23 protein-coding genes and 1 pseudogene are annotated in these 24,587 nt (G+C 54.9%); 12 read left to right on the top strand and 12 right to left on the bottom strand.

The window, feature by feature from the left end; genetic code table 11:
- Window positions 1–22: 22 nt before the first annotated feature.
- Window positions 23–703 (top strand): winged helix-turn-helix domain-containing protein, encoded by a 681-nt coding sequence (locus KZO34_RS09155; protein WP_219475898.1) that lies wholly within the window; start codon window positions 23–25, stop codon window positions 701–703.
- Window positions 690–2,171, top strand: a complete 1,482-nt coding sequence (locus KZO34_RS09150; RefSeq protein ID WP_219475895.1) for a sensor histidine kinase — start codon at window positions 690–692, stop codon at window positions 2,169–2,171. The genes KZO34_RS09155 and KZO34_RS09150 overlap by 14 nt, the downstream gene beginning before the upstream one ends.
- Window positions 2,172–2,173: 2 nt before the next feature.
- On the opposite strand, the gene KZO34_RS09145 is transcribed toward KZO34_RS09150, so the two are convergent.
- Both KZO34_RS09145 and greB read right to left on the bottom strand, forming a co-directional pair.
- Window positions 2,174–2,455: a hypothetical protein gene (locus KZO34_RS09145; protein ID WP_219475893.1), complete on the bottom strand. Its 282-nt coding sequence runs from the start codon at window positions 2,453–2,455 to the stop codon at window positions 2,174–2,176.
- A 254-nt stretch (window positions 2,456–2,709) separates the two neighbouring features.
- Window positions 2,710–3,189: a transcription elongation factor GreB gene (gene greB, locus KZO34_RS09140; protein ID WP_219475891.1), complete on the bottom strand. Its 480-nt coding sequence runs from the start codon at window positions 3,187–3,189 to the stop codon at window positions 2,710–2,712.
- Between the two features lie 313 nt (window positions 3,190–3,502).
- On the opposite strand from greB, the gene KZO34_RS09135 reads away from it, so the two are divergent.
- The 7 genes from KZO34_RS09135 to KZO34_RS09105 are packed head-to-tail and all read left to right on the top strand — an operon-like array spanning window position 3,503 to window position 11,107.
- Window positions 3,503–4,015 carry a YfiR family protein gene (locus KZO34_RS09135; protein WP_219475889.1) on the top strand — a complete coding sequence of 171 codons (513 nt, stop codon included), beginning with the start codon at window positions 3,503–3,505 and terminating at the stop codon, window positions 4,013–4,015.
- The gene (locus tag KZO34_RS09130) at window positions 4,012–5,469 is read left to right on the top strand and encodes an ATP-binding protein (protein WP_219475888.1); all 1,458 of its coding nucleotides are present in this window, start codon (window positions 4,012–4,014) and stop codon (window positions 5,467–5,469) included. The genes KZO34_RS09135 and KZO34_RS09130 overlap by 4 nt, the downstream gene beginning before the upstream one ends.
- 57 nt (window positions 5,470–5,526) lie before the next feature.
- Complete coding sequence (locus tag KZO34_RS09125) at window positions 5,527–6,003, top strand: response regulator (protein ID WP_219475886.1); 477 nt, start codon at window positions 5,527–5,529, stop codon at window positions 6,001–6,003.
- 1 nt (window position 6,004) lies between these two features.
- Window positions 6,005–7,690: a putative bifunctional diguanylate cyclase/phosphodiesterase gene (locus tag KZO34_RS09120; protein ID WP_257900363.1), complete on the top strand. Its 1,686-nt coding sequence runs from the start codon at window positions 6,005–6,007 to the stop codon at window positions 7,688–7,690.
- Window positions 7,691–7,744: 54 nt separating this feature from the next.
- Entirely contained in the window at window positions 7,745–9,469 is a 1,725-nt protein-coding gene (locus KZO34_RS09115; protein ID WP_219475884.1) for a thiamine pyrophosphate-binding protein, read from the top strand.
- A 13-nt stretch (window positions 9,470–9,482) separates the two neighbouring features.
- Entirely contained in the window at window positions 9,483–10,313 is an 831-nt protein-coding gene (locus tag KZO34_RS09110; RefSeq protein ID WP_219475881.1) for a citryl-CoA lyase, read from the top strand.
- 14 nt (window positions 10,314–10,327) lie between these two features.
- Window positions 10,328–11,107: a citrate synthase family protein gene (locus KZO34_RS09105; protein ID WP_257900233.1), complete on the top strand. Its 780-nt coding sequence runs from the start codon at window positions 10,328–10,330 to the stop codon at window positions 11,105–11,107.
- On the opposite strand, the gene KZO34_RS09100 is transcribed toward KZO34_RS09105, so the two are convergent.
- Window positions 11,104–13,203 (bottom strand): TonB-dependent receptor plug domain-containing protein, encoded by a 2,100-nt coding sequence (locus tag KZO34_RS09100; RefSeq protein WP_308318787.1) that lies wholly within the window; start codon window positions 13,201–13,203, stop codon window positions 11,104–11,106. The genes KZO34_RS09105 and KZO34_RS09100 overlap by 4 nt on opposite strands.
- Before the next feature lie 302 nt (window positions 13,204–13,505).
- On the opposite strand from KZO34_RS09100, the gene KZO34_RS09095 reads away from it, so the two are divergent.
- A complete protein-coding gene (locus tag KZO34_RS09095; protein WP_219475875.1) occupies window positions 13,506–13,946 on the top strand; it encodes a hypothetical protein in 441 nt (146 codons plus the stop codon).
- A 23-nt stretch (window positions 13,947–13,969) separates the two neighbouring features.
- On the opposite strand, the gene KZO34_RS09090 is transcribed toward KZO34_RS09095, so the two are convergent.
- Window positions 13,970–14,281: a site-specific integrase gene (locus KZO34_RS09090; RefSeq protein WP_219475873.1), complete on the bottom strand. Its 312-nt coding sequence runs from the start codon at window positions 14,279–14,281 to the stop codon at window positions 13,970–13,972.
- A 129-nt stretch (window positions 14,282–14,410) separates the two neighbouring features.
- Window positions 14,411–14,671, bottom strand: a complete 261-nt coding sequence (locus KZO34_RS09085; protein ID WP_219475871.1) for an acyl-CoA-binding protein — start codon at window positions 14,669–14,671, stop codon at window positions 14,411–14,413.
- Window positions 14,672–14,822: 151 nt separating this feature from the next.
- Here KZO34_RS09085 and KZO34_RS09080 point away from each other — a divergent pair, with 151 nt between their 5' ends.
- The gene (locus KZO34_RS09080; RefSeq protein ID WP_219475869.1) at window positions 14,823–15,314 is read left to right on the top strand and encodes a DUF4442 domain-containing protein; all 492 of its coding nucleotides are present in this window, start codon (window positions 14,823–14,825) and stop codon (window positions 15,312–15,314) included.
- A 695-nt stretch (window positions 15,315–16,009) separates the two neighbouring features.
- Window positions 16,010–17,260, top strand: coding sequence for an ABC transporter substrate-binding protein (locus KZO34_RS09075; protein WP_219475867.1), 1,251 nt, complete (start codon window positions 16,010–16,012; stop codon window positions 17,258–17,260).
- Between the two features lie 493 nt (window positions 17,261–17,753).
- On the opposite strand, the gene KZO34_RS09070 is transcribed toward KZO34_RS09075, so the two are convergent.
- The 7 genes and pseudogenes from KZO34_RS09070 to KZO34_RS18675 form a co-directional block, all read right to left on the bottom strand.
- Window positions 17,754–19,010: an O-antigen ligase family protein gene (locus KZO34_RS09070; protein WP_219475865.1), complete on the bottom strand. Its 1,257-nt coding sequence runs from the start codon at window positions 19,008–19,010 to the stop codon at window positions 17,754–17,756.
- Complete coding sequence (locus tag KZO34_RS09065) at window positions 19,003–19,740, bottom strand: glycosyltransferase family 32 protein (RefSeq protein WP_219475864.1); 738 nt, start codon at window positions 19,738–19,740, stop codon at window positions 19,003–19,005. Before KZO34_RS09065 ends, KZO34_RS09070 begins: the two co-directional genes overlap by 8 nt.
- The gene (locus KZO34_RS09060; protein ID WP_219475863.1) at window positions 19,740–20,501 is read right to left on the bottom strand and encodes a glycosyltransferase family 25 protein; all 762 of its coding nucleotides are present in this window, start codon (window positions 20,499–20,501) and stop codon (window positions 19,740–19,742) included. The genes KZO34_RS09065 and KZO34_RS09060 overlap by 1 nt, the downstream gene beginning before the upstream one ends.
- A 107-nt stretch (window positions 20,502–20,608) precedes the next feature.
- Window positions 20,609–21,753, bottom strand: a protein-coding gene (locus KZO34_RS09055) for an IS3 family transposase (RefSeq protein ID WP_219475862.1) whose coding sequence is annotated in 2 segments (ribosomal slippage) — window positions 20,609–21,261 and window positions 21,261–21,753 — 1,146 coding nt in all. Because the reading frame shifts where the segments join, the coding sequence is not laid out codon by codon here.
- A 334-nt stretch (window positions 21,754–22,087) separates the two neighbouring features.
- The gene (locus KZO34_RS09050) at window positions 22,088–22,759 is read right to left on the bottom strand and encodes a hypothetical protein (protein ID WP_219475861.1); all 672 of its coding nucleotides are present in this window, start codon (window positions 22,757–22,759) and stop codon (window positions 22,088–22,090) included.
- Between the two features lie 227 nt (window positions 22,760–22,986).
- A complete protein-coding gene (locus KZO34_RS09045) occupies window positions 22,987–23,742 on the bottom strand; it encodes an enoyl-CoA hydratase/isomerase family protein (protein ID WP_219475860.1) in 756 nt (251 codons plus the stop codon).
- 93 nt (window positions 23,743–23,835) lie between these two features.
- Window positions 23,836–24,566 (bottom strand): annotated as a pseudogene (locus tag KZO34_RS18675) (enoyl-CoA hydratase-related protein).
- Window positions 24,567–24,587 lie beyond the last annotated feature (21 nt).

Here is a 24,587-nt window from a genome sequence, read left to right as displayed (position 1 = left end):
TCCGCTATCGGGAGGACCGCCGGTGAAAGCACTGGTAATCGAAGACGATCAGGATGTAGCAAATTATCTGGTAAAAGGACTGAGAGAGTCCGACTTCGTTGTCGATCACGCCGCCGACGGAAAAGACGGCATGCTCATGGCAGCCAGTGAAGACTACGACATCATGATTGTGGATCGCATGCTCCCGGGAATGGACGGTCTGTCCATCATCAAAACGGTGCGGGCGACGGGTAACCAGGTGCCGGTGTTGATCCTGAGCGCGCTGGGTGATGTCGACGACCGGGTTGAGGGCCTGCGTGGCGGTGGCGATGACTACCTCACCAAGCCTTTTTCATTCACCGAGCTGCTGGCCCGGATCGAATCCCTGGTTCGCCGGAACCGGCAGACCGCCGAAACTGAGACGGTGCTGCGCGTGGCGGATCTGGAGATGGATCTACTGGCGCGTACGGTCAAGCGTGCCGGACAGAACATTGATGTCCAGCCCAGAGAGTTTCGTCTGCTCGAATACCTGATGCGTAATGCCGGCCAGGTCGTCACCCGGACGATGCTGCTGGAAAAAGTCTGGGACTATCACTTCGATCCCCAGACGAACGTGATTGACGTGCACATCAGTCGCCTGCGGGCGAAGATCGATAAGGAATTCGATACACCCTTACTGCAGACCATCCGGGGTGCAGGGTACATGTTGCGTGAAACTGCTTAGCCAACTCAGAACTTCGTCTTTCCAGCTAGCTCTGCTGTACATGGTGGTGTTTGCCACCTCGGTATTTTTATTACTGGCCTTTATCTACTGGCGTACAGCGGGCTTCATGACTGCCCAGACCGACGAGACTATCGAAGCGGAAATCGCCGGTTTGGCGGAGCAGTACCGTGGCCGGGGTGTAAACGGTCTCATCACCATCATTCGTGAACGAGTGTCCCGGGACCCGAACGCCAAGTCCATCTATCTCCTGACGACCGACGATTTCCTGAAGCTCGCCGGCAACATCGAATCCTGGCCCCAGGGCTCCCGTTCCGACAGCGGCTGGATCAATTTCACGCTGGACGAAGCGGTTGGCTGGAACGGTCCCCAGCGTCTGGCCCGCGCCCGAATATTCGAAGTTCAGGGCGGTCTGCGATTACTGGTGGGCCGTGACGTCGATGAGCTCACCAATCTGAAGCGGGTCATTGAAACCGCCATCAACTGGGGGATGGGGATCACCCTGGCACTGGCGCTGCTCGGGGGCTTTCTGATGAGCCGAAGTACCACCCGGCGTATCGAAGTGATCAACAACACCTCGCGACGGATCATGAACGGCCATCTGTCGCTCAGAATCCCCACCCGCGGAACCGACGACGATTTTGATCAGTTGGCGGAAAACCTGAACCAGATGCTCGATCGCATTGTGTATCTGATGGAGGGTATCCGGCACGTGTCCGACAGCATTGCCCACGATTTGAGGACACCGCTGACCCGGCTCAGAAATCAGCTGGAAAGCACGCTCATGTCTGTGGACAACGATGAGGCCCGCGAACAGGCGGGTCGCGCCGTGGCCGAGGCGGATCAGTTGCTGGCCACCTTTAACGCCCTGCTGCGCATTGCCCGCCTGGAAACCCGGGGCAACACGGCCGACATGAAGCCGGTCTCCCTGGACGAGCTGGTAACTGACGCGTGCGAATTGTACGAGGCGCTGTCGGAAGACAAAGAACAGACCTTCCAGCAGCGTCTGGACAAGGGCGTAATGATAGAGGGCGACCGGGACCTGTTGTTCCAGATGGTCAGCAACCTGATCGACAACGCAATCAAGTACACGCCGGAGCATGGCGTCATCGGAGTGGCGGTCCGAAGAGACGGCGCAGACGCGGTTTTCGAGGTTCGTGATAGCGGAATCGGGATACCGGACGACGAGAAGGATCAGGTCTTCCAGCGTTTCTATCGGGTTGGCAAGAGCCGTTCATTGCCCGGCAATGGTCTGGGGTTGAGTCTGGTCAGTGCGGTGGCCGAGATCCACCAGGGGCACATCGTGCTGAGCGACACTTACCCGGGCAAGACGTCACCCGGGCTGACCGTGTCAATTCATATGCCGGCCTTCACCGGTGTCCGCAAGCGCATCAAGGCCACCCAGGCCGAGTTGCCTGCAGGCTCGGGCGAGGAAAGTGCCCACAATCCGCCCAAGACCAGCGACGTCTGAACTTACTGACGGGCGCGGAACCGGTTAACCCGGTCAAAAACCGGACCAAGAAGGGCGTCTGCACGTGTCTCCACGGCGTGGGTGATGTGTTCGAACTGGGACCGGCGGCGATCGACTCGAGCCTGGATGCTGTCCCATTCACCTTCCAGGTATTTCTGTTCTGCCGCCAGGTACGCCGCAATGTTGTGGCGATTAACCTTGCCGGTAATGCCCATCTGGTCGAGGCGGTAACCAATGGTGTCGATGCCTTCCAGGGCAAAGTTCAGCAGTTTCTGTGTGTTCATTGGAAAACTCCGTGAATGGAAATCATGGTAGAAGTATATCGCGAACGGTAGTGACCGCGCCTAGAGTGTGCAACCTAATTTCGTCATCACCACGGCAGACAAAAGCCTGTCAAAAACGTAATTCACCGGCCACTCTGTAGTAACCCCGGCTGTGCATAATGGAAACTGTAGTTATTGAAGCAATCATTTGTTGCTTGCTTCTCCCTCCAGCACAGCGCTAGCCTTAACCCCGTTTTTACGGGGTTTTTTTTGGTTTATGCCTTGTCCGATTCATACCAGATCTGGTCGACGTACCACGTTTTCTCGCCCACCGGTGTCCGGACCAGGACCTCATCGTCCGTTTCTTTTTTGAGGCAGGCGCGGGCAATCGGAGCATCAATCGATACAAAGTCCTTCCGTTCATAAATCTCATCGGGTCCGACGATCCGGAAGGTCAGTGAGGTTTCTTCGTCGACCAGTCTGACCCACGCACCAAAAAACACGCGGCCCTCCTGGAGTTCTGAGTAATCCACAATCCGAACGCTTTCCAGTCGTTTTCTGATGTGCCTGACTCGACGGTCTATTTCGCGTAGGCGTCGCTTGTTGTACTGGTAGTCGGCGTTTTCCGAACGGTCACCCAGGCTTGCAGCCCAGGTCACTTTCCTGGTCACTTCCGGTCGCTCTGTGCGCCAGAGAAAATCCAGCTCTTGTTGAAGCTTGTCGAAACCTTCGCGGGTTATCAGATTCGTTTTCATAGCGTGGGCGATTTACCAGAGAAGCATGGAGCGGTGATGTTATAGAATCGCAAATCGAGCGGGGCACTGCCACAACCGTCACAACCAGGAGAGGATAATCGCAGTCGGCTTATTGACGCGACGAAAACCAGTGCTAACCTTCGTGGGATTCGGATGGTACTTGCCAATGTGTCGTGCAAGGCATTGAGATACGTCGAATTTGGATTGTGATCAATCTAAACACTCCGGGCTAACTTATCGGGCGTACACGGAGTACGCCGTTCAGGATAAGGGTTCGATGAAATGGATAGCCGGGGGTTACCTTTAGGTGTTTTTGAAATTCCTTATCGCATTGCTTCTGTGGTCCCTGGTTGGCACCGCCAATGCGTCCGTGCGCTCGGAATATGAGGTCAAGGCCGCCTTTCTTTACAATTTCACCCGATTCATAACCTGGTCTGACCCTCTGGCCGAAGCGCCCGAAATGAGGATCTGCGTGCTGGGCCAGGATCCATTTGGCGACGTGCTCCAGCAACTCAATGGCCGGGTCTCTCAGGGCCGGCCTTTGGCATTGGCTTATCCAGGTTCCCTGTCCGACAGTGACGGTTGTCAGGTCCTGTTTATCGGCAGCGCCAGGTCCCGGGACTTGCCGGCCATCACCGAGTACGCCCACGAACGTCAGATGCTTACGATCAGTGAGATCCCCGACTTTGTGGAGGAAGGCGGGATCATCGGATACGTGAAAGAGGGCAACGTTATCCGGTTCGAAATTAACCTCCAGGCGGCCCAAAGGGCGGGCATCCATGTCAATTCCAGGTTGCTGGAACTGGCTGTGAGGGTTATCCGATGATGGAACGCTTGCGCTGGCAGTACTGGCCATTGAAGACCAAGCTGCTCCTGCTCACCCTGTCGATCAGTACTCTTGGAATTCTGCTGGTGTGCACCAGCCTCGTGGTGGTGGAAAACGAAAACTATCAGGAGCAACTCGAATCCGAACTGCACGTCATAACTGACATTCTGACCGAGCAATCTGCAGCTGCGCTGCTCTTCGAGGACGACCAGCAACTCAACACCATTATTTCGAGCCTGCGCCAGATTGGAACCATCGAGCAGGTATGCGTGTTCAACGTCTCGGGAGAGGTGGTGAGTGAACTCAATAGCTCGGGGGGCGCCGGTTGTCCCGACCTTGGTGGGGCGCCACAGGTTGGTTTTGTCGGAGACTTTTATCGCCTTCTTGAGCCGGTAACGCTGGATGGCGACACCGTCGGTCATTTCTATTTGATGTCGCGGCTTGAGGTATTGCGTGAACATATCCGGGCGTTCATCGTCGTAACCTTCAGCATCGGTATAGTGATTCAGATGGCGCTGGCGTGGGTCGCGTTGCGTTTGCAGCGCCTGGTATCCGAGCCGATCTTCGAGCTGTCCAATGCCGCCCAGCGGATTGCCCGGGAACATGACTACTCGATTCGGGTACCGGTCTATGGCAAAGACGAACTCGGGCATCTGGGTATTGCCTTCAACGAGATGATCGGAACCATCCAGCAACAGAACCTGAGAATTCTGGAGAGTCGTGACGAGTTGGAGAGAACCGTTGCTGACCGGACGTCTGAACTGAGTCTGGCCAACAGAGAGCTGGAAGCATTCAGTTTCTCGGTCTCGCACGATCTGCGGCAGCCGCTGCGGGCGATTGAGGGTTTTGGCCAGGCGCTTGAAGAGGACTGCGGTGACCAGCTAAACGAAACCGGTAGAGACTACCTGTCCAGGATCCGAACGGCGACGGTACGAATGGGTGGGCTGATTGACGGGCTTCTGGTGTTGTCCCGCGTAAGCCGTCAGGCGATGGAGATCAAGCAGCTTGACCTCAGCGTGATGCTTGAGGAAATCGTGGATGAACTCAGGGAGACCACCGATTCGCTCCCCACTCACGTGCAGATACAGCGGGGTATCCGGGTCGTCGGGGATGAGCGGATGCTTCGGGTGGCCTTTCAGAACCTGCTCGAAAATGCCTGGAAGTACACGTCCAAGAACGATCAGCGCCGGATTGATGTGACGGCCTGTGAAGCTCCCGACAGTATTACCGTTGCAATTCAGGACAATGGTGTCGGCTTCGACATGAAATACGTGGAGAAGTTGTTTGTCGCTTTCAACCGTTTGCACACTCCCTCGCAATTCATTGGCACCGGGCTGGGTCTGGCCACTGTTGACCGGGTTGTGAGACGGCATTTCGGCGAAGTGTACGCTGACTCGTCAGTCGACAGGGGGGCCTGCTTCTATGTAAAGTTCCCGTCCTCAATGCAAAAGTGAGGCGGTGTCGGGTTGCGACACTTCTGAATGCCCGATGGAAATGGAGAGTGTATGGGAATGGATGACTATGCAATTCTGGTTGTGGAGGACAATCCGGATGATCAGATCCTCACGATGCGCGCACTCAGGAGTGCCAGCAGGACCAATCCCATCATCATGCTGGAAGACGGACAGGAAGCACTGGATTTCCTGTTTGGAACCGACACCTGTGAACGCTCTGAGCAGGTTGAGTCCGTAGGTGTTGTGTTGCTGGACTTCAAGCTGCCAAGAGTCAGCGGCCTTGACGTGTTGCGTCGTATCCGCTCATCGCCCACGACCGACTGGCTCCCGGTCGTTATGGTTACCTCTTCGGATGAGCCGCAGGAACTGCGTGAAGCCTACAGGCTGGGCGCCAACAGTTTTGTAACCAAGCAGATCGACTACAGTAAGTTCAGCGAGCAAATGAGCCTGCTGGCCCGATACTGGTTAACCGTGAACAAGCTTCCCGTGATGGGGGCATCCCGATCGTTCCAAAAAGGTGGTGCTGGTGAATGATATGAATGACCGCCTGCGGGTGTTGCTGGTTGAAGACTCGGAGGATGACGCCCTTCTACTGCTGCGTGCCCTCAAAAAGGGTGGCATTGAGCCGTATTACAGAATGGTGGACAGCGAGAGCGCGATGGAGACCGCGCTCATGAATGCAGACTGGGACATTGTCATTACGGATCACAGTCTTCCCGGATTCACCTCTTTCCGGGTACTCGAACTGACGCGTCAATTTGCCGCGGACCTGCCGGTCATCATCGTATCCGGCCTGATTGGCGAGGATGTCGCGGTAAGCGCCATGAAAGCGGGCGCGCAGGATTACATCATGAAGGGTAATCTGGCCCGGCTGATACCGGCGATCCACCGTGAAATGCGGGAAGTGACCGTTCGGCTTGCCAAGAAAAGGGCGGAATCGACACTTCAGCACATGGCCTACCACGACAGCCTCACCGACCTGGTGAACCGGCGCGAGTTCGAGCGTCAGCTGGTGCAGGCTCTCCACGATTCCCGGAAGTCGGTTCGCGACTGCGTCCTGCTCTACCTCGACCTTGATCAGTTCAAGATTATCAACGATACCTGTGGCCACATGGCCGGCGATGAGTTGTTGAAACAGCTGGCAAAGGTTCTGAGCCAGAAACTGCGGGCCAACGACACCCTCGCTCGTCTGGGGGGCGATGAGTTCGGGGTACTACTCCGTGGCTGTGATGCCATGGACGCTCGTAAAGTTGCTGAATCACTGTGCGAGGAGGTCCGGGAATACCGGTTTGTCTGGGACGACAAGCCGTTCGCTGTCTCGCTGAGCGTGGGCATGGTCATCATGAGTGGCCAGTACAAAACCGCGGGCGAATTGCTCAGTCACGCAGACCTGGCGTGCTATGCCGCCAAGGACCGCGGGCGCAACAACGTCCAGGTCTATGAATCCAGCGACAAAGACATGCGCCAGCGTCAGCGGGATATGCAATGGATGAGCCGCCTGCAAGAGGCGCTGCAAACCAACAATTTCTTCCTGTATCACCAGGAGATGATCCCTCTTCAGGAGGCCAGCGCCGACGGCTTCCGCACCGAATTTCTTGTTCGCCTGCGCCAGGGTAACGAGATCATTCCTCCAGGTGCCTTTATTCCGGCTGCGGAACGTTTCGGCCTGATGCCGAGAATTGATCGCCGGGTCATCGAACTGGCGTTTGCCTATCTGGATCGAACGGGGCTTGGGCGGGAAACCAGCGGCACCTTTTTTATCAACCTGTCGGGTGGGTCGCTGAGTGATGGTGAGCTTTTCAATTACATCCGCGATAAGGTTCAGGAGTATTCCATCCTGCCACGCCGGGTGTGCTTTGAAATCACCGAGACCTCTGCCATAGCGAACCTTAGCGACACGATCGGCTTCATCGAGCGGGCCCGCAGTGATGGCTTCAAGTTCGCACTGGACGATTTTGGCTCGGGAATGAGCTCCTTCTCCTATCTGAAAGCCCTGCCCATAGACTACTTGAAGGTGGATGGCGGGTTTATCCGAAACCTGCTTGCCGACCCGATTGATATGGGGATAGTCGATGCCTGCAATCGCATCGGACATGCGGCTGGCCTGAAAACCATAGCCGAGTTCGTTGAGACGGACGAAGTGAAAGAGTGTCTGCGGAAGCTCGGCCTCGATTACGCCCAGGGATATGGGATAGCCAAACCTGCTCCCCTGGACCACTAACCCGGATGGATGCGACTTCCACAGTCCGCATCAGCCACCTGCAATGAGTATCCAATGCTTGAGTGTGGTGATCTAATTCTGCGATACCTGGAGCGCCTCGGGGTTGACTGCGTTTTTGGGGTGCCGGGTGGCAGCATTGAGCCTTTTTACAATGCCCTGGCCCGAAGTGAGCGTCGGGGAGGGATTCGGTCCGTAACCGCACGCCATGAAACCGGCGCCGCGTTTATGGCCGACGGTTACGCCCGGGAATCCGGACGGCTTGGAGTGTGTTGCGCCACGGCAGGGCCGGGTGCAACCAATCTGATCACGGGTGTGGCCGCAGCCTACGCCGACAACATTCCAATGCTGGTTATATCCGCGCAGACCTCGCTGGACCGTTTTGGTCAGGGCGCCTTGCAGGAATCTTCCTGCACCAGCGTCAACACGATTGACATGTTCGCCAGCTGCACCCGTTACAACACACTGGTGTCGCATCCTGAACAGTTAGTACCGAAGCTGCTTCACGCCATAGGTCATGCCCTGGGTCATCAACCCGGGCCCGTCCATCTTTCGATTCCCCTGGACGTCATGCGCCACGCCTTACCAGATGATGCCATCCATACCAGCCTGAATGCCTTTGTGGCCAATGAGGTTATGCCGGGCCCCGGGTACCTGCAAAAAGTGGCCGGAGATCTGAAGGACGTGAGCCGAGCCACCATTGTTCTGGGTGAGGATGCGGCCTCCGCCGTCGCTCAGCTGACAAGGCTTGCCGAGATCAAAGGCTGGCAGTTGGTAACCACGCCCCGGGCAAAGGGGATCATTGACAGTTTTCATCCGTTGTATCGAGGTGTCTTCGGCTTTGCCGGGCACCGCAGTGCGTCGGAAGCACTGAAACCCCACAATGCCGAAAGGATAATTGTCGTGGGCGCTGCCCTGGACGAAGTGTCAACGGCAGGCTGGGATCCCGAGGGAATCCTGTCCGGGCGGTTGATCCATATCGCCAGAAATCCCGACCACCTCACCCGGGCGACCATGGCTCGCGAGGCCATTCTCGGTGAACCCCGGTTGGTGGTTGAGCAGCTTCTGGGCGAGCTTGCGCAGGACTCCCGCAATTCGAGTTCGACTCAGTTGACCGCCAATGACGGGCTGCCGGCGATAATTGACGAGCGGTTTCGTGAGGGTTGTTATGCCACCTCCGGGCCAGTCAAACCACAAGCCTTGATCACCTACCTTAGCCGGGCCTGCCCGGACACGACTCGCGCTCTTTTTGACAGTGGTAACAGCTTCCTGTGGGGAATCCATCACTGGAACGTGCGGCGGACAGAGACATTGCCTCCGGAAAAGAACCTGTTTCACATCGGGATTGGATTTGCCCCGATGGGGTGGGCGATTGGCGCGTCGGTCGGGGTCGCCATGGCTGCGGAGGGGGCTCCGGTCCTGTGCATCACGGGCGATGGCAGTTACCTGATGTCCGGGCAGGAGCTGACCACCGCTGCACAGGAAGGTCTGAACGTGCTGATGGTGGTGCTTAATGATTCGTCGTTGGGCATGGTTCGTCATGGCCAGGCCCTCGGGGGCGCAGAACCAATTGCCAATAGCCTCCCCACTGTGAATTTTGCAAAGTTGGCGGAAGCATTGGGCGTTAAATCACACAGGATTGCGAGCATGGAGGAGCTCTATGCCCTCGACCTGACCGCAATTTTTGACCGCTCGGGCCCTTGTCTGCTTGATGTATTGATTGATGCCGACGAGGTGCCCCCCATGGGCGCTCGAATGAAAGTACTCACCGGAACCGAATAGACAGGACAGCACAATGGCAACAGAGTACCAGTACCATTCGAATATCTGGTTCGAGGAGCCGGAACTTGAGAATCCGTTCGCCGCAAAGGCCTGCTACTGCAGCGGATATGATGTCTATGGCGAGGTGGTTCAGAAGGCCGGTTGGTTTGAGTATCTACTGCTCATGTTCAAGGGAGAGCGCCCCGGCGCGAATGAAGCGCAACTGCTTGAGAAACTGGCAATGGTGCTGGCTAACCCAGGCCCCCGGGAAGCCAGCGTTCGGGCAGCGATGAACGCGGGTGTCGCCGGTACCAATCACAGTTCAGCGTTAATGGCCGCCCTGGCGGTCGGCGCGGGCCAGTACGGTGGTTCCCAGGAAGTGTCGGTGTGCATTGAGCTATGGCGGGAGTGCCGTTTCGACTTTGATGCCTGGTGCGCCAAGCTACTGAACCCGAGTGATGATGAGCGTGCCGACATCTGGTTACCCATGGAGCATGCTCCGGGCTTTGACCCGAACGGGGACGTAACCCCGACGCCTATCCTGCAATCCTTGGAGCTGCTTGCCGGGCTGGCACCTGCCAACGGCGCGCTCGCCTGGTTGAAAGCCAATCGGCAGGCCCTCGAGCAGCACGTCGGCTATCCTCTGGCGATGAGCGGCCTGGCGTCGGCTGCGCTGATTGATTTGGGGATGGATGCCGATCAGGGCAGCATGTTGTACCTGATGCTCAGGCTCCCGGGAGCGGCAACGCACGCTGTGGAGCAAAAGCACATGGGGTGGAAGAAATTTCCGTATTACGGCCCTGCGATTGAGCTTGATGAGAGCGCGTCCGAGGCTGGGCGTGATCAGGAGGCGACGCCGAAATGAGCCACAAGAGACTGTTGGAAACCGAAAAACATTGGCTGACCCGCAAGGGCAAGGCTTACTTGTCGGAACGAGTCGTTTTTCACGGCAAGGATCTGCATCGGGATCTGGGTGACTACGATTGGATTCACCTGTATCTGTACGCCATCCTGGGGCGCGATCCGGGCGAAAATGTCGCGAAATTACTGAGCGCCTTCTGGGTTTCCACCAGTTATCCAGACGCTTCGATATGGCCCAATCATGTAACGGCTTTGGCAGGGACCGTACGTGCCACCGCATCACTGTCGCTCATGGCTGGGCTGAGCATTTCAGAGGCGTCTATTTATGGTCGTCGTCCTGAAGTGCGGGCGCTCGATTTTTTCTATCGGGCTGGGGCACACCTGGACGCAGGCGGCGATCTCGGCGAATTTGTTGAGAATGAGAAATCGGCGGGCCGCACTATCTATGGGTATGGGCGTCCTCTTTCCCGGACCGATGAGCGAATCCCCTTCATGCTGGACAAAGCCAAAGAGTTTGAACTGGATGGCGGCCGCTATTTGCAGATTGCACTGGATGTGCATACCTATCTTTTTGAGAAGTATGGCTACTCCATGAACGTTGCGGCGGTTCATGCGGGCCTCGCCGCGGACATGGGGATTAGTTGTCAGGAATACCAGATTTTTGGAAGTCCCGCTTTTGTCACAGGCCTGGCTCCTTGCTATCAGGATGCTCGCGATAGGCCCGAGGGCAGTTTTTTTCCTGTACGTTGCAGTAATATCGTCTACGAGGGCCCCGCCAAACGAGGTTGGGGCACTTAAAACTGATACTGCGCTTCGACGTAAGCGGATCGTCCCGGCATGGGGAAGTCGCCGGGAATTGCTGGCCTCGGGTCCGAGTAAGGGCTGGGGTCGCGAACGTCGGCATTGAATGCATTTCTCACCGAAACCGCAATATCAAAGCCGCGCCACAAACCGTTGGTGCGGGCGGTAAAGTCGACCGTTGTGTAGTTGTCGACCGGATCCCTTGAATCGGAGGCGGCCCGTTTTTGCTCCCCGACCCAGTTGGCTTGAGTGTTCAGGGCCCAGGTTGGCACCACTTGCCATTCAACCCGGGTATAGACTTGATGATTGGGCGCCTGCCCGACCGACTCGTTGGTTTCCTGGTCCTCAGCGGTTTGGTAGGCGTAATTTGCTGTCAGGTTGAGATTGTCGAGCGCCTGAAACGTCACCTCCAGTTCACCCCCGTGGCCTTTGCGCTTCCCCGAATTTTGATATTGGCTGGAGACCGGCCCGGAAACAGGTTCTGCGCTGATAAGGTCATCAATTTCGTAGTAGAAAACATTAACGCCATAGAACAATCGGGAACTGGCTTGATAGGAAAGAGCCAGTTCCAGAGTATCGATGGTTTCAGGGTTGAGGTCATCATTACCCGCGGTGACCGGGTTGTTATCAACATACTGTTCATTCAAGGAGGGGGCCCGGAAGGCGCGGCCATAGAGAAGTTTGGTCGTCAGGTCGTTCGTCGTGGCCCATACCAGCGCTGCTCTAGGGTTAACTGTTTCCCCAAAGTCGGCGTAGTAGTCATAGCGGAGCCCGCTTACGAGCTGCCAGTTCTGGGCAAACTGCCATTCATCCTGGACGAACACGTAGTAGTTCTTTCGATCTTCTTCCGGCATCCAGACCTGGTCCGGGTCGCCTGAAACGTCCTCCACCTGGCCCTTGGGGCTGAAGTCGGCGTTGAAATTCTTGCGCTCGGTGACGTCGTAGAGGTCTGCCCACAAGGCACCGACGCCCGACAAGATACGATGGTCGTCGAAGTTACTGTAGATAGAGTTCAGATCAAGCCGCACCTGTCGCTCTTTGTATCCGGGGCTGCCGAGGAAACCGTCTGGAAACTGACCCCCAAACGCTCCCGGGGGGTAAAGTGCGACGTCGTTTTCGGGTTCCTGAGTCAAGTTGTAGTAGCTGATTCGCGATTCAACATCCAGACCTTCCATGATTTCCAGCCAGTGATAGCTGTAATCCATATTTACCCGCTGGGACTGGTACCGCCCTTGGGGGTCGAGCGCCTGGGCCAGGCCCGGTCCAGTGGCGAGGTTCCTTCGGTCTTGCAGGCCGGCCCTTAACTGCCACCGGTCCCCGCTGAAATCCAGTCGAGCGTCAAAGTGGTCTGCCGCCATGTTCACCGGGCCTGGCGCCAGAGAGGCGGAGGTGCCAAACGTTTCGTCGAAGTTGGTCTGCGCGTCACGTTCGATCGTTTCGCGCCAGCCATCGGTACTCTGCTGTTCAAGCACCAGACTGATGTCGGTGCCGTTCCATGCGGTAGAGGCCTCAATCCACGCGGCCTGAGTATCAAAACTTCCCGCACGGGCCCCGGCCGACACCCCATCAATGTCTTGCGCGCTCTTGGTAATGATGTTGATGACTCCCGCATAGGCGTCCGCACCGTAGAGCGCTGATCCGGGGCCGCGAATCACCTCTATCCGTTTGATTGCCTTGACCGGCATGCCGCTCCAGGCATTACCCCTGTTGCCAAACATCATAGAGGTGACAGGAACACCGTTGATCAACAGCAGGGCTTGGGGGTTAAAACTCGAGGTAATGCCACGGAAAATATACTTTGGCGTGAAGCCCTGGTCAGAATGGTTTACGTGCAAGCCGGGAACGGTTTCCAGAACCTGGTCCAAGTCTGTTGCCCCAATGGCAGCGATGTCCTCGGCACTGATAACCGAGGTAATGGCCGCAGCTTTGTCCAGGGGAGTTGCGGTCCCGGATGCAATAGAGACCACCCGTATCTCGCTGAGTTCTTCAAGAGGAATGTCCCAGAGCGAGTCGTCATTGGATGCTGCGTTTGCCGCCACGGGAAGTAACAGCCAGATGAAGGCCGAGATCCTGAGGTGCTGGCGGACTTTCAATATGAACATCCTTGAACCGAGTTGGTGGAGCATGGCTGGGCGAGAGAATTGCTTGCTAAACCGGAGTTTAGACGGATTTATTACTTAAGCAAACAGGAGCAGTGGAATCGGCTCTGCCTAGGTTATTCACCTGTCCAATGCTGCTACGTATTCAGTCCGAGTGTTAGTGAAAAGCGTCACAGAATCGTCGATTAATTGCGCAAACCGTCTTTTTTGACGATAGACTGATCAAAAATTGTCATGTGCTTTTGGCATGGATGGATGAGTCAGCCAGGGTTTGGGTCATGGGTATGTATTTGGGGATGGGAAGAATCAGGCGTTTACTTGGTCGCTCAGTGACTCTGGTCGGTGCCGCGGCATTGTCACTATTGGCTGCCGCCCAGAGTGAGATCCCTGCCAAAGACAGTGCCTTCGAATACGAAGAGCGCTCAACGATTCACAACATTCCGCTGCGCTCCATCGAAGAAGACGCACTCGCCAATACGGTGATCGAGGGTGGATTGTCCGCTCCGGCGGCTGGTGTTCCGGTCAAGCCGGCGACCGACGATGATTTTTACCTGGATCCGCTGGCTCTGCAGCCACGAGATAGCCGAACAGACCTGGGTCGCTCCGAGATTCCGGTGGAATTCCGCTTCAGCAATCCCAAGTCCATTCCCGGGCAGACGCACAGCAACAACTACGTGATCCGTCCGCCCGAAAACCGCAATTATGACGCCCTGAACGTCAATATGACTGAGCGCTAAGTCATTTCGCACTGCTGCAGCACTCAGGCTGCGGCAGTTCCACTCAAGCTCGCCTGTCCCAGAACATCTTCATAGAAAAACGTTAGCGCCTGGCTGGCCTGGTTCAGCCGTGCCCGGGAAACCTGCATACGATCGCTGAGGTAGGTAAGAAACAACTGGCGCTCTTCACCCGCAAGCGTTTCAGGATCTTTCAGATCGTTGAACAGCACAAAACGGGTAATCCAGTGCAGGTAGTTCTGTTCGGCACGCTGGTTCAGGTGCTGGTTACGAATGGCGTCTTTTACACGACCAACAAGGCCGGGCTGGGATTGTTCCAGCGCTTCGGTGATATCCATGAACAACTCTTCCGATAGGGTTCTTCTTGTTATGTTGGGCGCATCTTATGACAAACGTTTGAACGCCGCAAAAACTTTTTAGGGGAAGGGTGATCCCGGTCAAACTGACCGGGATTCGCTGGCAGGGGCTTACTTCAGGGCATTGAGTTTGTCGATGTATTGCTGCATGGCCTCGTCGCTGGAAGTGCCTTTGAGCTTGGCCCAGGCGTCGTACTTGGCGCGGCCGACAAAATCCATCATGCCCGGGCGTTTACCCGTGGCATCGCCCGCGGTCGCCTGCTTGTAAAGCGCGTAGAACTCCAGTTTCATCTCGTTGGACGGCTGAAAATCGCCCTCGGCGGTCTGGATGTAGTTTACGGCTTCGTCGAACTGGCTTTTCAGGTCACTCATCGTGTTCTCCTTGTTGGTATGCGTTGGATCCATGAAGGGGTTGGCCGAGTATAGCCAGCGTGTGGCCTGACGTCATTGGCCAAACGTTCCTTTCCTTCGACGAATGGGGTATTGTCCCGAGCCGAAAAATTAGATAAGCGGAGAGTTGTTCATGGCCAGCACCAACAAGTTGTCGGGAATCGTAAATAAAATCAATCGACTGCCTGATTTCGCCCGATCCAGAGCCCTGACCCTGTTCTTTGGAAAGGTCGTCCCGTTTACCGGTACCACCGGCATTCGTATTGAGTCACTGGATCACGAGCGTTGCGTCATCAGCCTGGCCAACAAGCGCCGTGTTCAAAACCATATTGGTGGTGTGCATGCCGTTGCCTCCCTGGTGCTGGCAGAGTCCGCCACCGGCTTTCTGGTTGGCCTGAATGTGCCGGATGACAAAGTTCCCGTTATCAAGACCGCCAAAGCTGAATACACCCGTCGTGCCAAAGGCGACATGACCGTTGAAGCCCATCTGACGGACGAGCAGCGTGAGCGCATGCGCACCGAAGAAAAGGGCGACGTGTCTGTCCCGGTCGTCATTCGCGACAGCGAGGGCAAGGAACCTATCGAAATCGAGATGGTGTGGGCATGGACGCCTAAGCGTCGATAGATCTCTTCAAAATGCATGCCCCTCCTCCGGAGATCCTGAGCTTGGAGGGGCAGTTGTATGACGGTTGCCCTAAACCCTTAATCCCAAATCCTGCCCGCCTCAATGAATAAGCTCGATGTCATGCCGTCGGGAAATTGATCCTTGTCAAACCGGGGGCTTATAAAGGGCTATTCCTCTAGATAAGAGAATAAGATATCTCTCGATGCGTCAGTTTTGCAGGGATGAGGCTGAAGAATGCGGCATATTTTTATCAGGAATTTTGCTAGGGCTCGTTTTTGCTGAAATCGCCATCCATCAGATAGCTAATGCCTCCACGGCACTCGCAGTGGTCCAGAATTGAGGCCGGTCCACCTCAGCAAAAACCTTACGTTTATTGGGGGCAGGAGCCTTTTGGCCAGCCAGTCGTAACATATAACTGCCCCGTTTCTGAATATGTCCCATCCATAATAAGTCATCTCACCTCCGGCGTTTTCCGGTGGTCCGCGTCCAATGTCGGAACACTTGAATGGGCTGGGGAATCGTTGGTGGTGCGCATGGATGGTGGTCGTTTTTTCGGCGTTGCAGGCGCAGTGTTCAGGCGGTGAAAGGGGGCGGGATGGAGTCGCCCTACACCTTTATGCTAACAGCGATGTCAAAGCTCGCTTGATAGAGTCCCGCCTCAACAAAAATACAAGACAAACAAGAGGATGGTATCAATGAAAAGGAGAGCAGCCCTGCTGGCAGGGTTTATCCTGTGCCTTTGCAGTTTTCCGCTAATGGCAGAAACCATTAAGCTTGGATTCAACTACCCGGAATCCGGTCGTTACAAAGCGCTTGGCTTACAGCAAAGACTGGCAGCATTCCTGGCGGTTGATGAGATCAACAAAGCCGGCGGAATCCTTGGCAGGGATGTCGAGCTGGTCATTCGCAACACAACAGGGTCACCCGAAAGGGGAGCCGCCAATACAGAAGAGCTGATCCGCGAGGAAGGTGTGGACATGGTCTTTGGTGGTGCTTCCAGCGCCGTGACCATTGCCTCGGGCAAGGTGGCGAAAAAGTTGGGCCGCCTGTATTTCGGAACCACAACCTCTGCCAACGCTACCACCGGTAGCGAAGGGCACGATCACATGTTTCGTGAGTACCCCAATGCCTGGATGACGGCAAACGCGCTGGGGCACTACCTGACGGACAACTTTGGTGACGCCAATTATTTCTATGTGACCGCCGATTATACCTGGGGCCATTCCTCGGAGGCGTCTCTTCGAGAGTTCACCAACACCACCGACAAGCAAAGGCATCCCCACGCGCTTACGCCATTCCCCAGGGCGCTCATCAGGGATTTCAGGGCGGCATTGGAAGCCGCTGAAGATAGCGACGCGGACGTACTGGTACTCGTTCTATATGGCGACGATCTGGTTCGGGCACTCAAGGTGGCCTATGAAATGGGTCTGAAAGACAAGGTCCAGATTGTCCTGCCCAATATCACGTTGGGTATCGCCCAGGCGGTGGGTGCCACCATCCTGGAGGGCGCTATTTCCACAACGCCCTGGGAATGGATGATTCCCTATCAACTGGATTATCCCCGTGGCCAGGAGTTTGTTGAGGCATTTACGGCAGCGTACGGGATAAGGCCCACCTCAACCGCGGCCACCGCTTATGGCAATGTTTACCAGTACAAGGACGCTGTTGAGCGTGCCGGCACCACCGATACGAAAGCCCTGATCAAGGCTTTGGAAGGGCATGAGTACACCCTGTTGAAGGACCGTCAGAAATGGCGAGCGTTCGATCACCAGAATCTTCAAACTGTTTACGTGGTTCGCAGCAAACCCAGAGATCAGGTCTTGAGCGACGAATTGCGCAGTGACTTTTTTGAAGTCGTAGGATCGCTGGAAGGAGAGAAAGCCGCTCAGACGTTGGAGCAGTGGCAGGCCGAGCGCGCGGCAGCGAATAAACCACCGTACTTGTGAGTGGGGCTGATTCAGCCTCACTTCGTTTTCGCTCACGCTCCACCTGTTGCCAGCACAGCACAGGACTGGTTGGCTGTCTTTCCAGAGTCTGAACAGTCCTGTCGAGACGCTGGCGTGTGCTTTGGTATCCCTCACTAAAGCGGGAGTTAGCTACCGTCCGCACCAAGAGTACAACTGGTATCTAGCGGGTGGCGAATATCGGAGGGGTGAAGGTGACGTGGTGCTGCATTTTTGTTCGGCGTTTCTACAACATGCGTCTGAAAGCTCGGGCTTTGGAGACTCTTCAATGTCGGGGCATTGTGCTAGATGCGATTGGCATCATATTTTTAGGGGCAGTCGTGAAGGGCGTGTTGCCAGCCAACAGGGAGCATCAGGCGCACGTCTCTTCGCATCGAAGTGGCTCCGCATTTCCAGCAGATGTTTCAATATGCCCCTAGCCATGACATGCACCACAAGCCCAAGTGTCAGATGCCCGAATGTATTTGCCCTAAATTTACAAGTTTGACCCCTGCCTCACACTCTTTGATCTTGATGCCGTTTTTCGTGCGGCGCCTGTGTACACCGCACAAAATGCCAATGGTGCCCAAAAGAGAACCCAGTCAGGCTTCGGCGAAGATAGGAAACGGATGGTATCCGTTACGTTAATAGAAACGACCAACAGCAACAGCGCAAACACCCCCACGCGGACCTCCAGTGATTCATGTTTCATCAATGCGAGCCTGAGCATCAAAGATCCTATGATCACCACAATCAACGCGAGTGCGGGGATCCCGCCGACCAGTAGTGCCTGAAGGAAGATGTTATGAGTGTGATCAAACGTCAGGCCGACACCTGTCGCGAGATCCTTTCCGGGAAGTGTGTCAATGAAGTCTGTGGCCTGACCCACGCCAAATGTCCAGAATGAAGAAGCGTGCTGAATGACCGCCGTCCAAATCTCCAGTCGATAAGACAGCCCTCGATCACTGACCTTCTCCACAATCGATTCATAAGCGCCAGACAACCATACCGAGGCAGCAAGCCCCACTAATAGACCGCTCCCCCAGAGAAAAAGGCTCTTTCTATTCGCGGTTTTTACGGAAACACTGAACAGGAGCAGCCCAAACAGCAGAACGGCGGAGCCAATCGGGCCTCGGCTTTGTGAGAGCACAACGAATAAAAAAACCAGGGCGCCCGAAATAACCAGAAGAACCCAGTCGATTAGGTCCACTCGACTTTTTGCCAGCAAGAAACCAATTGCTCCAAGTGCCCACAGCACCAATAGAGTCGAGGCACCCCGAATAGGGTGACCGAGGAAGCCCGCGCCGGTGATCCTTTGAGAAAAATCCCCGGTCACGATATAGGCCGCAACCGGTAATAACGCGGCTAGCCCCGAGATAAGGGCAAAACTTCGTCCCATCGTACAGGGATTGTTGATCCAGTAATGGCAAGCTATTGTGAATGCGAGTACGAAGAGAGCGATCTCTACTCCCCAACGAAGCCGACGAAAATCCTGATTGCCGCTAACATCACTTAACAGGAAAGAGTTAACCACCAGATAACCAACCAGGACCATCATTGCCAGCATCGGAAAAGACAAAAACTCCCTGGGAAGCTTTCGTTTGTAGACATAATAAAATGCCAAAGGGAGCGACAACCCAAAGAAAAAGAAACGACCAATTTCTGCCCAAGGTAAGAGTATCGAGCATGCGAAAAACAACAAGATGGCTGCGCTGACAAGCTCCTCCAGCCTTCTCTGGATAAAATCATTCATTAAGAAAGCCTTTGGCTAATGCAGTTAATTCGTCAGCGGATAAGGAAAGGTCTGTCATTTCAGAGGATTGAGGCGTGCTGGAGAAGAACTCGCAGGCAAAGACAGGTCCACTGCCCTTGTATTTTATCCCTGAGTAATGAATGGGGATAAAGAAATGGCTTGGTAAAATCGTTGCAGTCTTGTCAGGGGACGACATCAAGGCCTCTGTAAATACGCCGGGCCCTGTTAATTTCCACGCGGGCGAGTAATGCCACCCCATTCTTGAGAAAGAGAATCTTCTTGGCCAGTGCTCAAGTTCTGATAGATCCTGAACAATACCCTGAATAACTGGGTGTTGCGGGGCACATCCGACGTACCCGTTTGCGACAAGCCCCGGTCGGCTATATTCATTTTCCCAGGCTGCAAAAAGGTCACACTCCAATAACCAGATCGGTAACGTTTTCAAGCATACCGAATCAGCATCAAGGGCTATGCCGCCCTCATTCAGAAGAATTTCCCATCTCATGAGGTCGGCTATCGCAGCATATTGCCCTCCGACCTTCAGGACATGCTCCATTAGATGCTTTGTCTTCCAGGGAATATCACGAAGATCATTGTTACCCCAAACCTTTACGTCAAAGCCTTCGTGCATCCGTCGCCAGGTTTCGATGTAGGCGTCAGGTCGAAGCCTGTCGTCACCGACCCAGACGAAATGAAGTTTTTTTGGGATTTTCTGTTTGTTTTCCGCCATCAAACGGTTCTTTCATTGCGAACAGGGTGGGATAGGCCCGAATGATGGGTCCGGAATTTCAGGTTATGAAGAAAACGACGAGTGTTTTCAGTGAACGAAAACAGTTCCCTTCTCGCCCTCGTTGAAAAGGATCTTGTCGGTTTGGCCTCGTAGCCAATCATGGAGTCGAAAATATAATCGTGCTTTACACAGGCGGGTACGGTACCGAAGCATTCCACATCATTTACCCAGAAACGGTCCATATACATGTCAACGGCGAGAAACCATTTGTCGGCGTTTGAGATGAGCTTGTGAGCCCCTTTTGGCGTCAAATAATAACCCATAGCGCTCATCGGGCCCTTGGTATATTTGACGATGGCCAAGTCGCCAAAGACAGCATAGGGGATAACCTTATGGTGCTTTGTCTTGTTGTTGAATAGGCGAACGCACTCAATGCGATCGTCAAGTTTGCCCGCCACTTCCAGAAACTCGTCCAGTCTTTCGACGACTACGGTAACATCGTCCTCTAACACAATGACGGGCTCATCAAGCTCCATGCAACGCTTCCAGACAAGGAAGTGGCTTGCAAAGCATCCCAGCTGTCCAAGGCTCAATGAATCACCCTTTCTCTTCTTTCTCAGACTATCGTCATAGCGCTCGAAAAGCGGGTGATTTTGCTTTCTTCCATTAATTGCAGCAAATCGTTCAGCGACGAGACCCATTTCACTGAGCTGTCGCGAGATATGCTCCCATCTGTCCTTGGCATCGTCGATGTTGATCACAATGATTCTGGTCACAAGGCCTTACTCGCTTCCGTACGGTTGATCCGAGATGACTTTTACCACCCCTGAAGCTTAACCGTTCTCGGCATTTAAGGGTTCTACCCCTTTTACACGGACGGTTTTAAAACGGCTGACAACTTCTTGTCCTGGGCGGCAACTCTACGTCGCATCCTAGGATTATGGAACCGCTCGATGTAATCAAATACGTCAGCTCGTGCTTCGTTCTGAGTGCGGTAACGCCGGTGGTGAACTCGCTCCTGTTTGAGCATTCCGAAGAATCTCTCGCATGCAGCATTATCGCCACACTGACCGACCGCGCTCATGCTGCTTACCAGGCGGTTGCTGCCGAGATATCGCTGGTAGTCACCACTGGTGAATTGGCTGCCTCGATCAGAGTGTAAAATCACCGGAACTTTCCCTTGGCGTTGCCAAACGGCCATCTCAACCCCTCTGATCACCATATGCCGATCCTGTCGATGATGCATGGACCAACCAACTATCAGCTTGCTGAACAGGTCTAGAACCACGCAGAGAAAGAGCTTTCCTTCCTGCGTGGGTATCTCCGTAATATCCGTCACCCATTTGGTGTCCGGCTCTAGGGCGGAGAAATTCCGCTCCAGTTGATTCCGGATACCCGGTGGCCTATAAGATTGACGCCCCAAGCGTCCGCGTTTCTTCCGTGGCCAACCCTGAATACCGTATTTGGCCATCAATCGCGCAATACGGTTCAGACTGGTTGAAGCGCCCTCGGCAACCAGGCCTCGTGCATGCGGGGTGAGCCGATCATGCCACCGCTGTCGTCGTGAATCTCTCTGATGCGTGACAGCAAGTGCTGGTTGGCATTTGCCCTGGCCGACTGAGGGCGAGATACCCAAGCGTAATAACCGCTGGCCGACACCTTCAGGCATCGGCACATAAGACGTATCGGGAAGTTATTGCGACAACGTTGAATCGCCTGATACCTCAGGACGACTCCTTTGCAAAGAACACTGCCGCTTCGCGCAAAAAAATCACGCTCCTTCTTCACACGGGCCAACTCTCGTTTGAGGCGGGCAACCTCCTCGTCTCGGGGAGAACCAGAGCCCTTAAAGGCTTTGTCTGTCTCCTCATCCGCTTCTCTGCGCCAACGAGACAACAGGTTGGGATTGATACCGATTTCCAAGGCTATCTGGCGACAACTCACACCGGGTTGACGGGTTAAAGCGATAGCTTCGCGCTTGAACTCTGGGCTATATTTTCTGCGTCTGGACATGAGCACTCCTTTGGCACAGTGTGCCTCTTTTTAGGAATGTCCGCATTAACGGGGTAGAACCCTAATTGCATTCCAGCTGAAGGTGATGAGTAGAACTAATAGTTTTTGTCACGCAGAGCATAGCACTCAGAAGGACGCCAACAAGGATCAGGGGATAATCAAGCGTCTGTATGACCTGGAACGTGGGCGGGAAAGGGCTGAGACTGGCTAATTCCAGTCGATCAATGAGAGTCCCGTGCAACCAGCATGGGGCTTAGTTTTCTTGTTGAAGAACCGCTTACTTCCAAAAGCAAGCGGTTCGGTACATTTTATCGACCGGTCTTATCCCTATCGATCAGTTGGTTCCCTGTGTGCCATCATCTCGTGCATTGAACTCATCCTGCACTGAGAGAATCAGGGCCTTGGACGTAGAGCGCAAAAGCAGGAACTCAAAGTTGTTGTTACCTGGCTTGTAATCCCAGATCAACTGGAGATCACCCGCCGTGCGATAGGGCGCATAAACATGCAGATCGCTTTCGTTATTTTCAGCGGGATCGTCCACCAACGCGATAACCTCATCGTTAGTGCAGGTATACGAAGTAAGATCACATAGTGGATAGTTGCCCCAGGTTGTAGAGAGATTCAGCGCCGGATCGCTCACGCTTTCCAGGACAACGGTACCGAAGAACAGTTCACCGTATACCTCATTGACGCTGATTTGTTCCGGGTCTTTGGTGTAAACGTTGCTGTACACCATCGGCTCAATGACACCTCGTCGAGTATCGTCGTCTGACCAGGTATACACCGTCTCGCTCGGACCACCACGGTAGTCACCGGCATCCCGAATCGTGGAATTGTTGTCCACCCAGAAAAGCTCGCCATTGGCCTTCACCATCAGGAACATCCTGTAGGTGAAGCTGCCCCCTTCAGGCATCGCCATTTCTTCCGTGTGGCGATACAGCATTGTGAACGTATCGGCCGCAGCGATGGACACCTCAAGCTGACCGCTTTCTTCGAAGCTGGACACTGATGCGTAATACCTGGACTTACCGCTTTGTACCGCTCCGGATCAGCCGCGCAGCGAGCAAACAAGACTCGAACAGATAGCTGGGCTGGTGAGTAGCACCAGCTATTTCTTCTCTGCTGATCCAGGGGCACGGATTTCCCAAGCGCTTCCGGTTGTGCCTTATCCCCTGTGTACTCAAGGCGGATAATATGCGGAGACATTCGAGTAGCCGGTTTGGGCTTCGATGACTACTTCGCTTTCCACTTTGGCGCCCGCTTCTCAGCAAACGCGAGGGCGCCTTCTTTCGAATCCTCGGTCCGCATTAGCCAGTCGAAGTACTCTTTCTCGAGTCTGACCGCCTGGGTCAGCGGCATATCCAGGCCCTGCATGACAACTTCCTTCATCTTCTGCACGGCCAGCGGAGCGCTCTTGATGATTTCTGTGGCAATCTGTTCGCATTTCGACATCAACTGATCCGCAGGAACCACATGATTGACCAGCCCTAGGCGGTAGGCGTCGCTAGCATTGATGCGGCCGCCGGTGTAGAGCATCTCGAGCGCTGGCCCCAAAGGAATCACGCGAGGCAGTCGTTGGGTGCCGTAGCCGCCGGGAATCCAGCCAAGCCGGACTTCACCGGAGCCAAAATGGGCATCTTCAGTACAAACCCGAATATCAGCGGCTAACACCTGCTCCAGGCCACCGCCATTGCAGTGACCCTGGATGGCGGCAATGACTGGCTTCGTCAAGGTCAACATGCGGGGGTAAAGGCGATCCACGAAACCCTCGGCATCCGGCGATTTGACCCATTTGATATCGGTTCCGACACAAAAGGCGCGGCCCTCGCCGCTAACGATTCCTACCCTGAGATCGGGGTCGTTTTCAAGATCGTCCCATGCATCGGCGATCGCGTTGTACGTCTCGCCATCGCAAGCATTCATGACGTCCGGTCGGTTGATCCTGACGTGAACGATGCCACCTGATTTTTCAACGATAACTTTGTCCATGACGTTCTCCTTTCCTTACTTGAGTCATGCTTTAATCTGCCGCGCGATCAGTATTTCCTGAATCTGGGTTGGCGCTTTTCAGCAAACGCTACCCTACCTTCCTTCTGATCTGGAGTACTGAACAGACCGTGAAATAATCGGCGCTCCAGCTTTAAACCGGGGAATCAGTGGCGTTTCGGCCTGCTGATTGACCGCCTCTTTACCGGCCATCACCGCCAGCTGCGGGTTTTTGGCAATGGCACCCGCAATTTTCAGAGCCTCTTCCAATTGCTCTCCCTCCGCCACCACTTTGGTGACAACGCCGATTCGTTCGGCTTCTTCGGCGTCAAAGTTCTGGCTGGTCAAGACGTAGTACATGGCCTTTGACTTGCCGACGGCACGCGTCAGTCGGGCGGGCCCTCCAGCGCCTGGAATGACCCAGGAGTCACTTCCGGCAGACCGAGCTGGGCAGTGGTATCCGCAATGATCATGTCGCACATCAGGGAGATCTCCGTGCCGCCGCCGAAGGCGAAACCGCGCACAGCGGCAATGACCGGCTTGCGCAATTCGGCCACTTGATCCATATAAGCAGCGAGATCGGTACGATAGGCACTTTCAAAATCTTTGGACGCAATCCACTTAAGATCAGCGCCCGCGCAAAAAGCTTTATCGCCACCGGAGAGAACCATGCAGGCAACGCTTTCGTCGGCATCAAACGCCATCAATGCGTCGGTCACATCTTTGGCGACCTGCTCATTCAATGCGTTCAATGCTTCAGGGCGATTGAAGGTAACGACGCCCACGTTGTCTTTGCGTTCTGTGGTTACGAACTGATATTCGCTCATCCGGCTTTTCCTCCGCAAAAA

Source organism: Marinobacter sp. F4206 (assembly GCF_019392195.1).
In the GTDB taxonomy this organism is placed as follows: Bacteria; Pseudomonadota; Gammaproteobacteria; order Pseudomonadales; family Oleiphilaceae; genus Marinobacter.
Note: the sequence above shows the minus strand (reverse complement) of the source record. Positions and strands in the feature narration are given on the sequence as shown.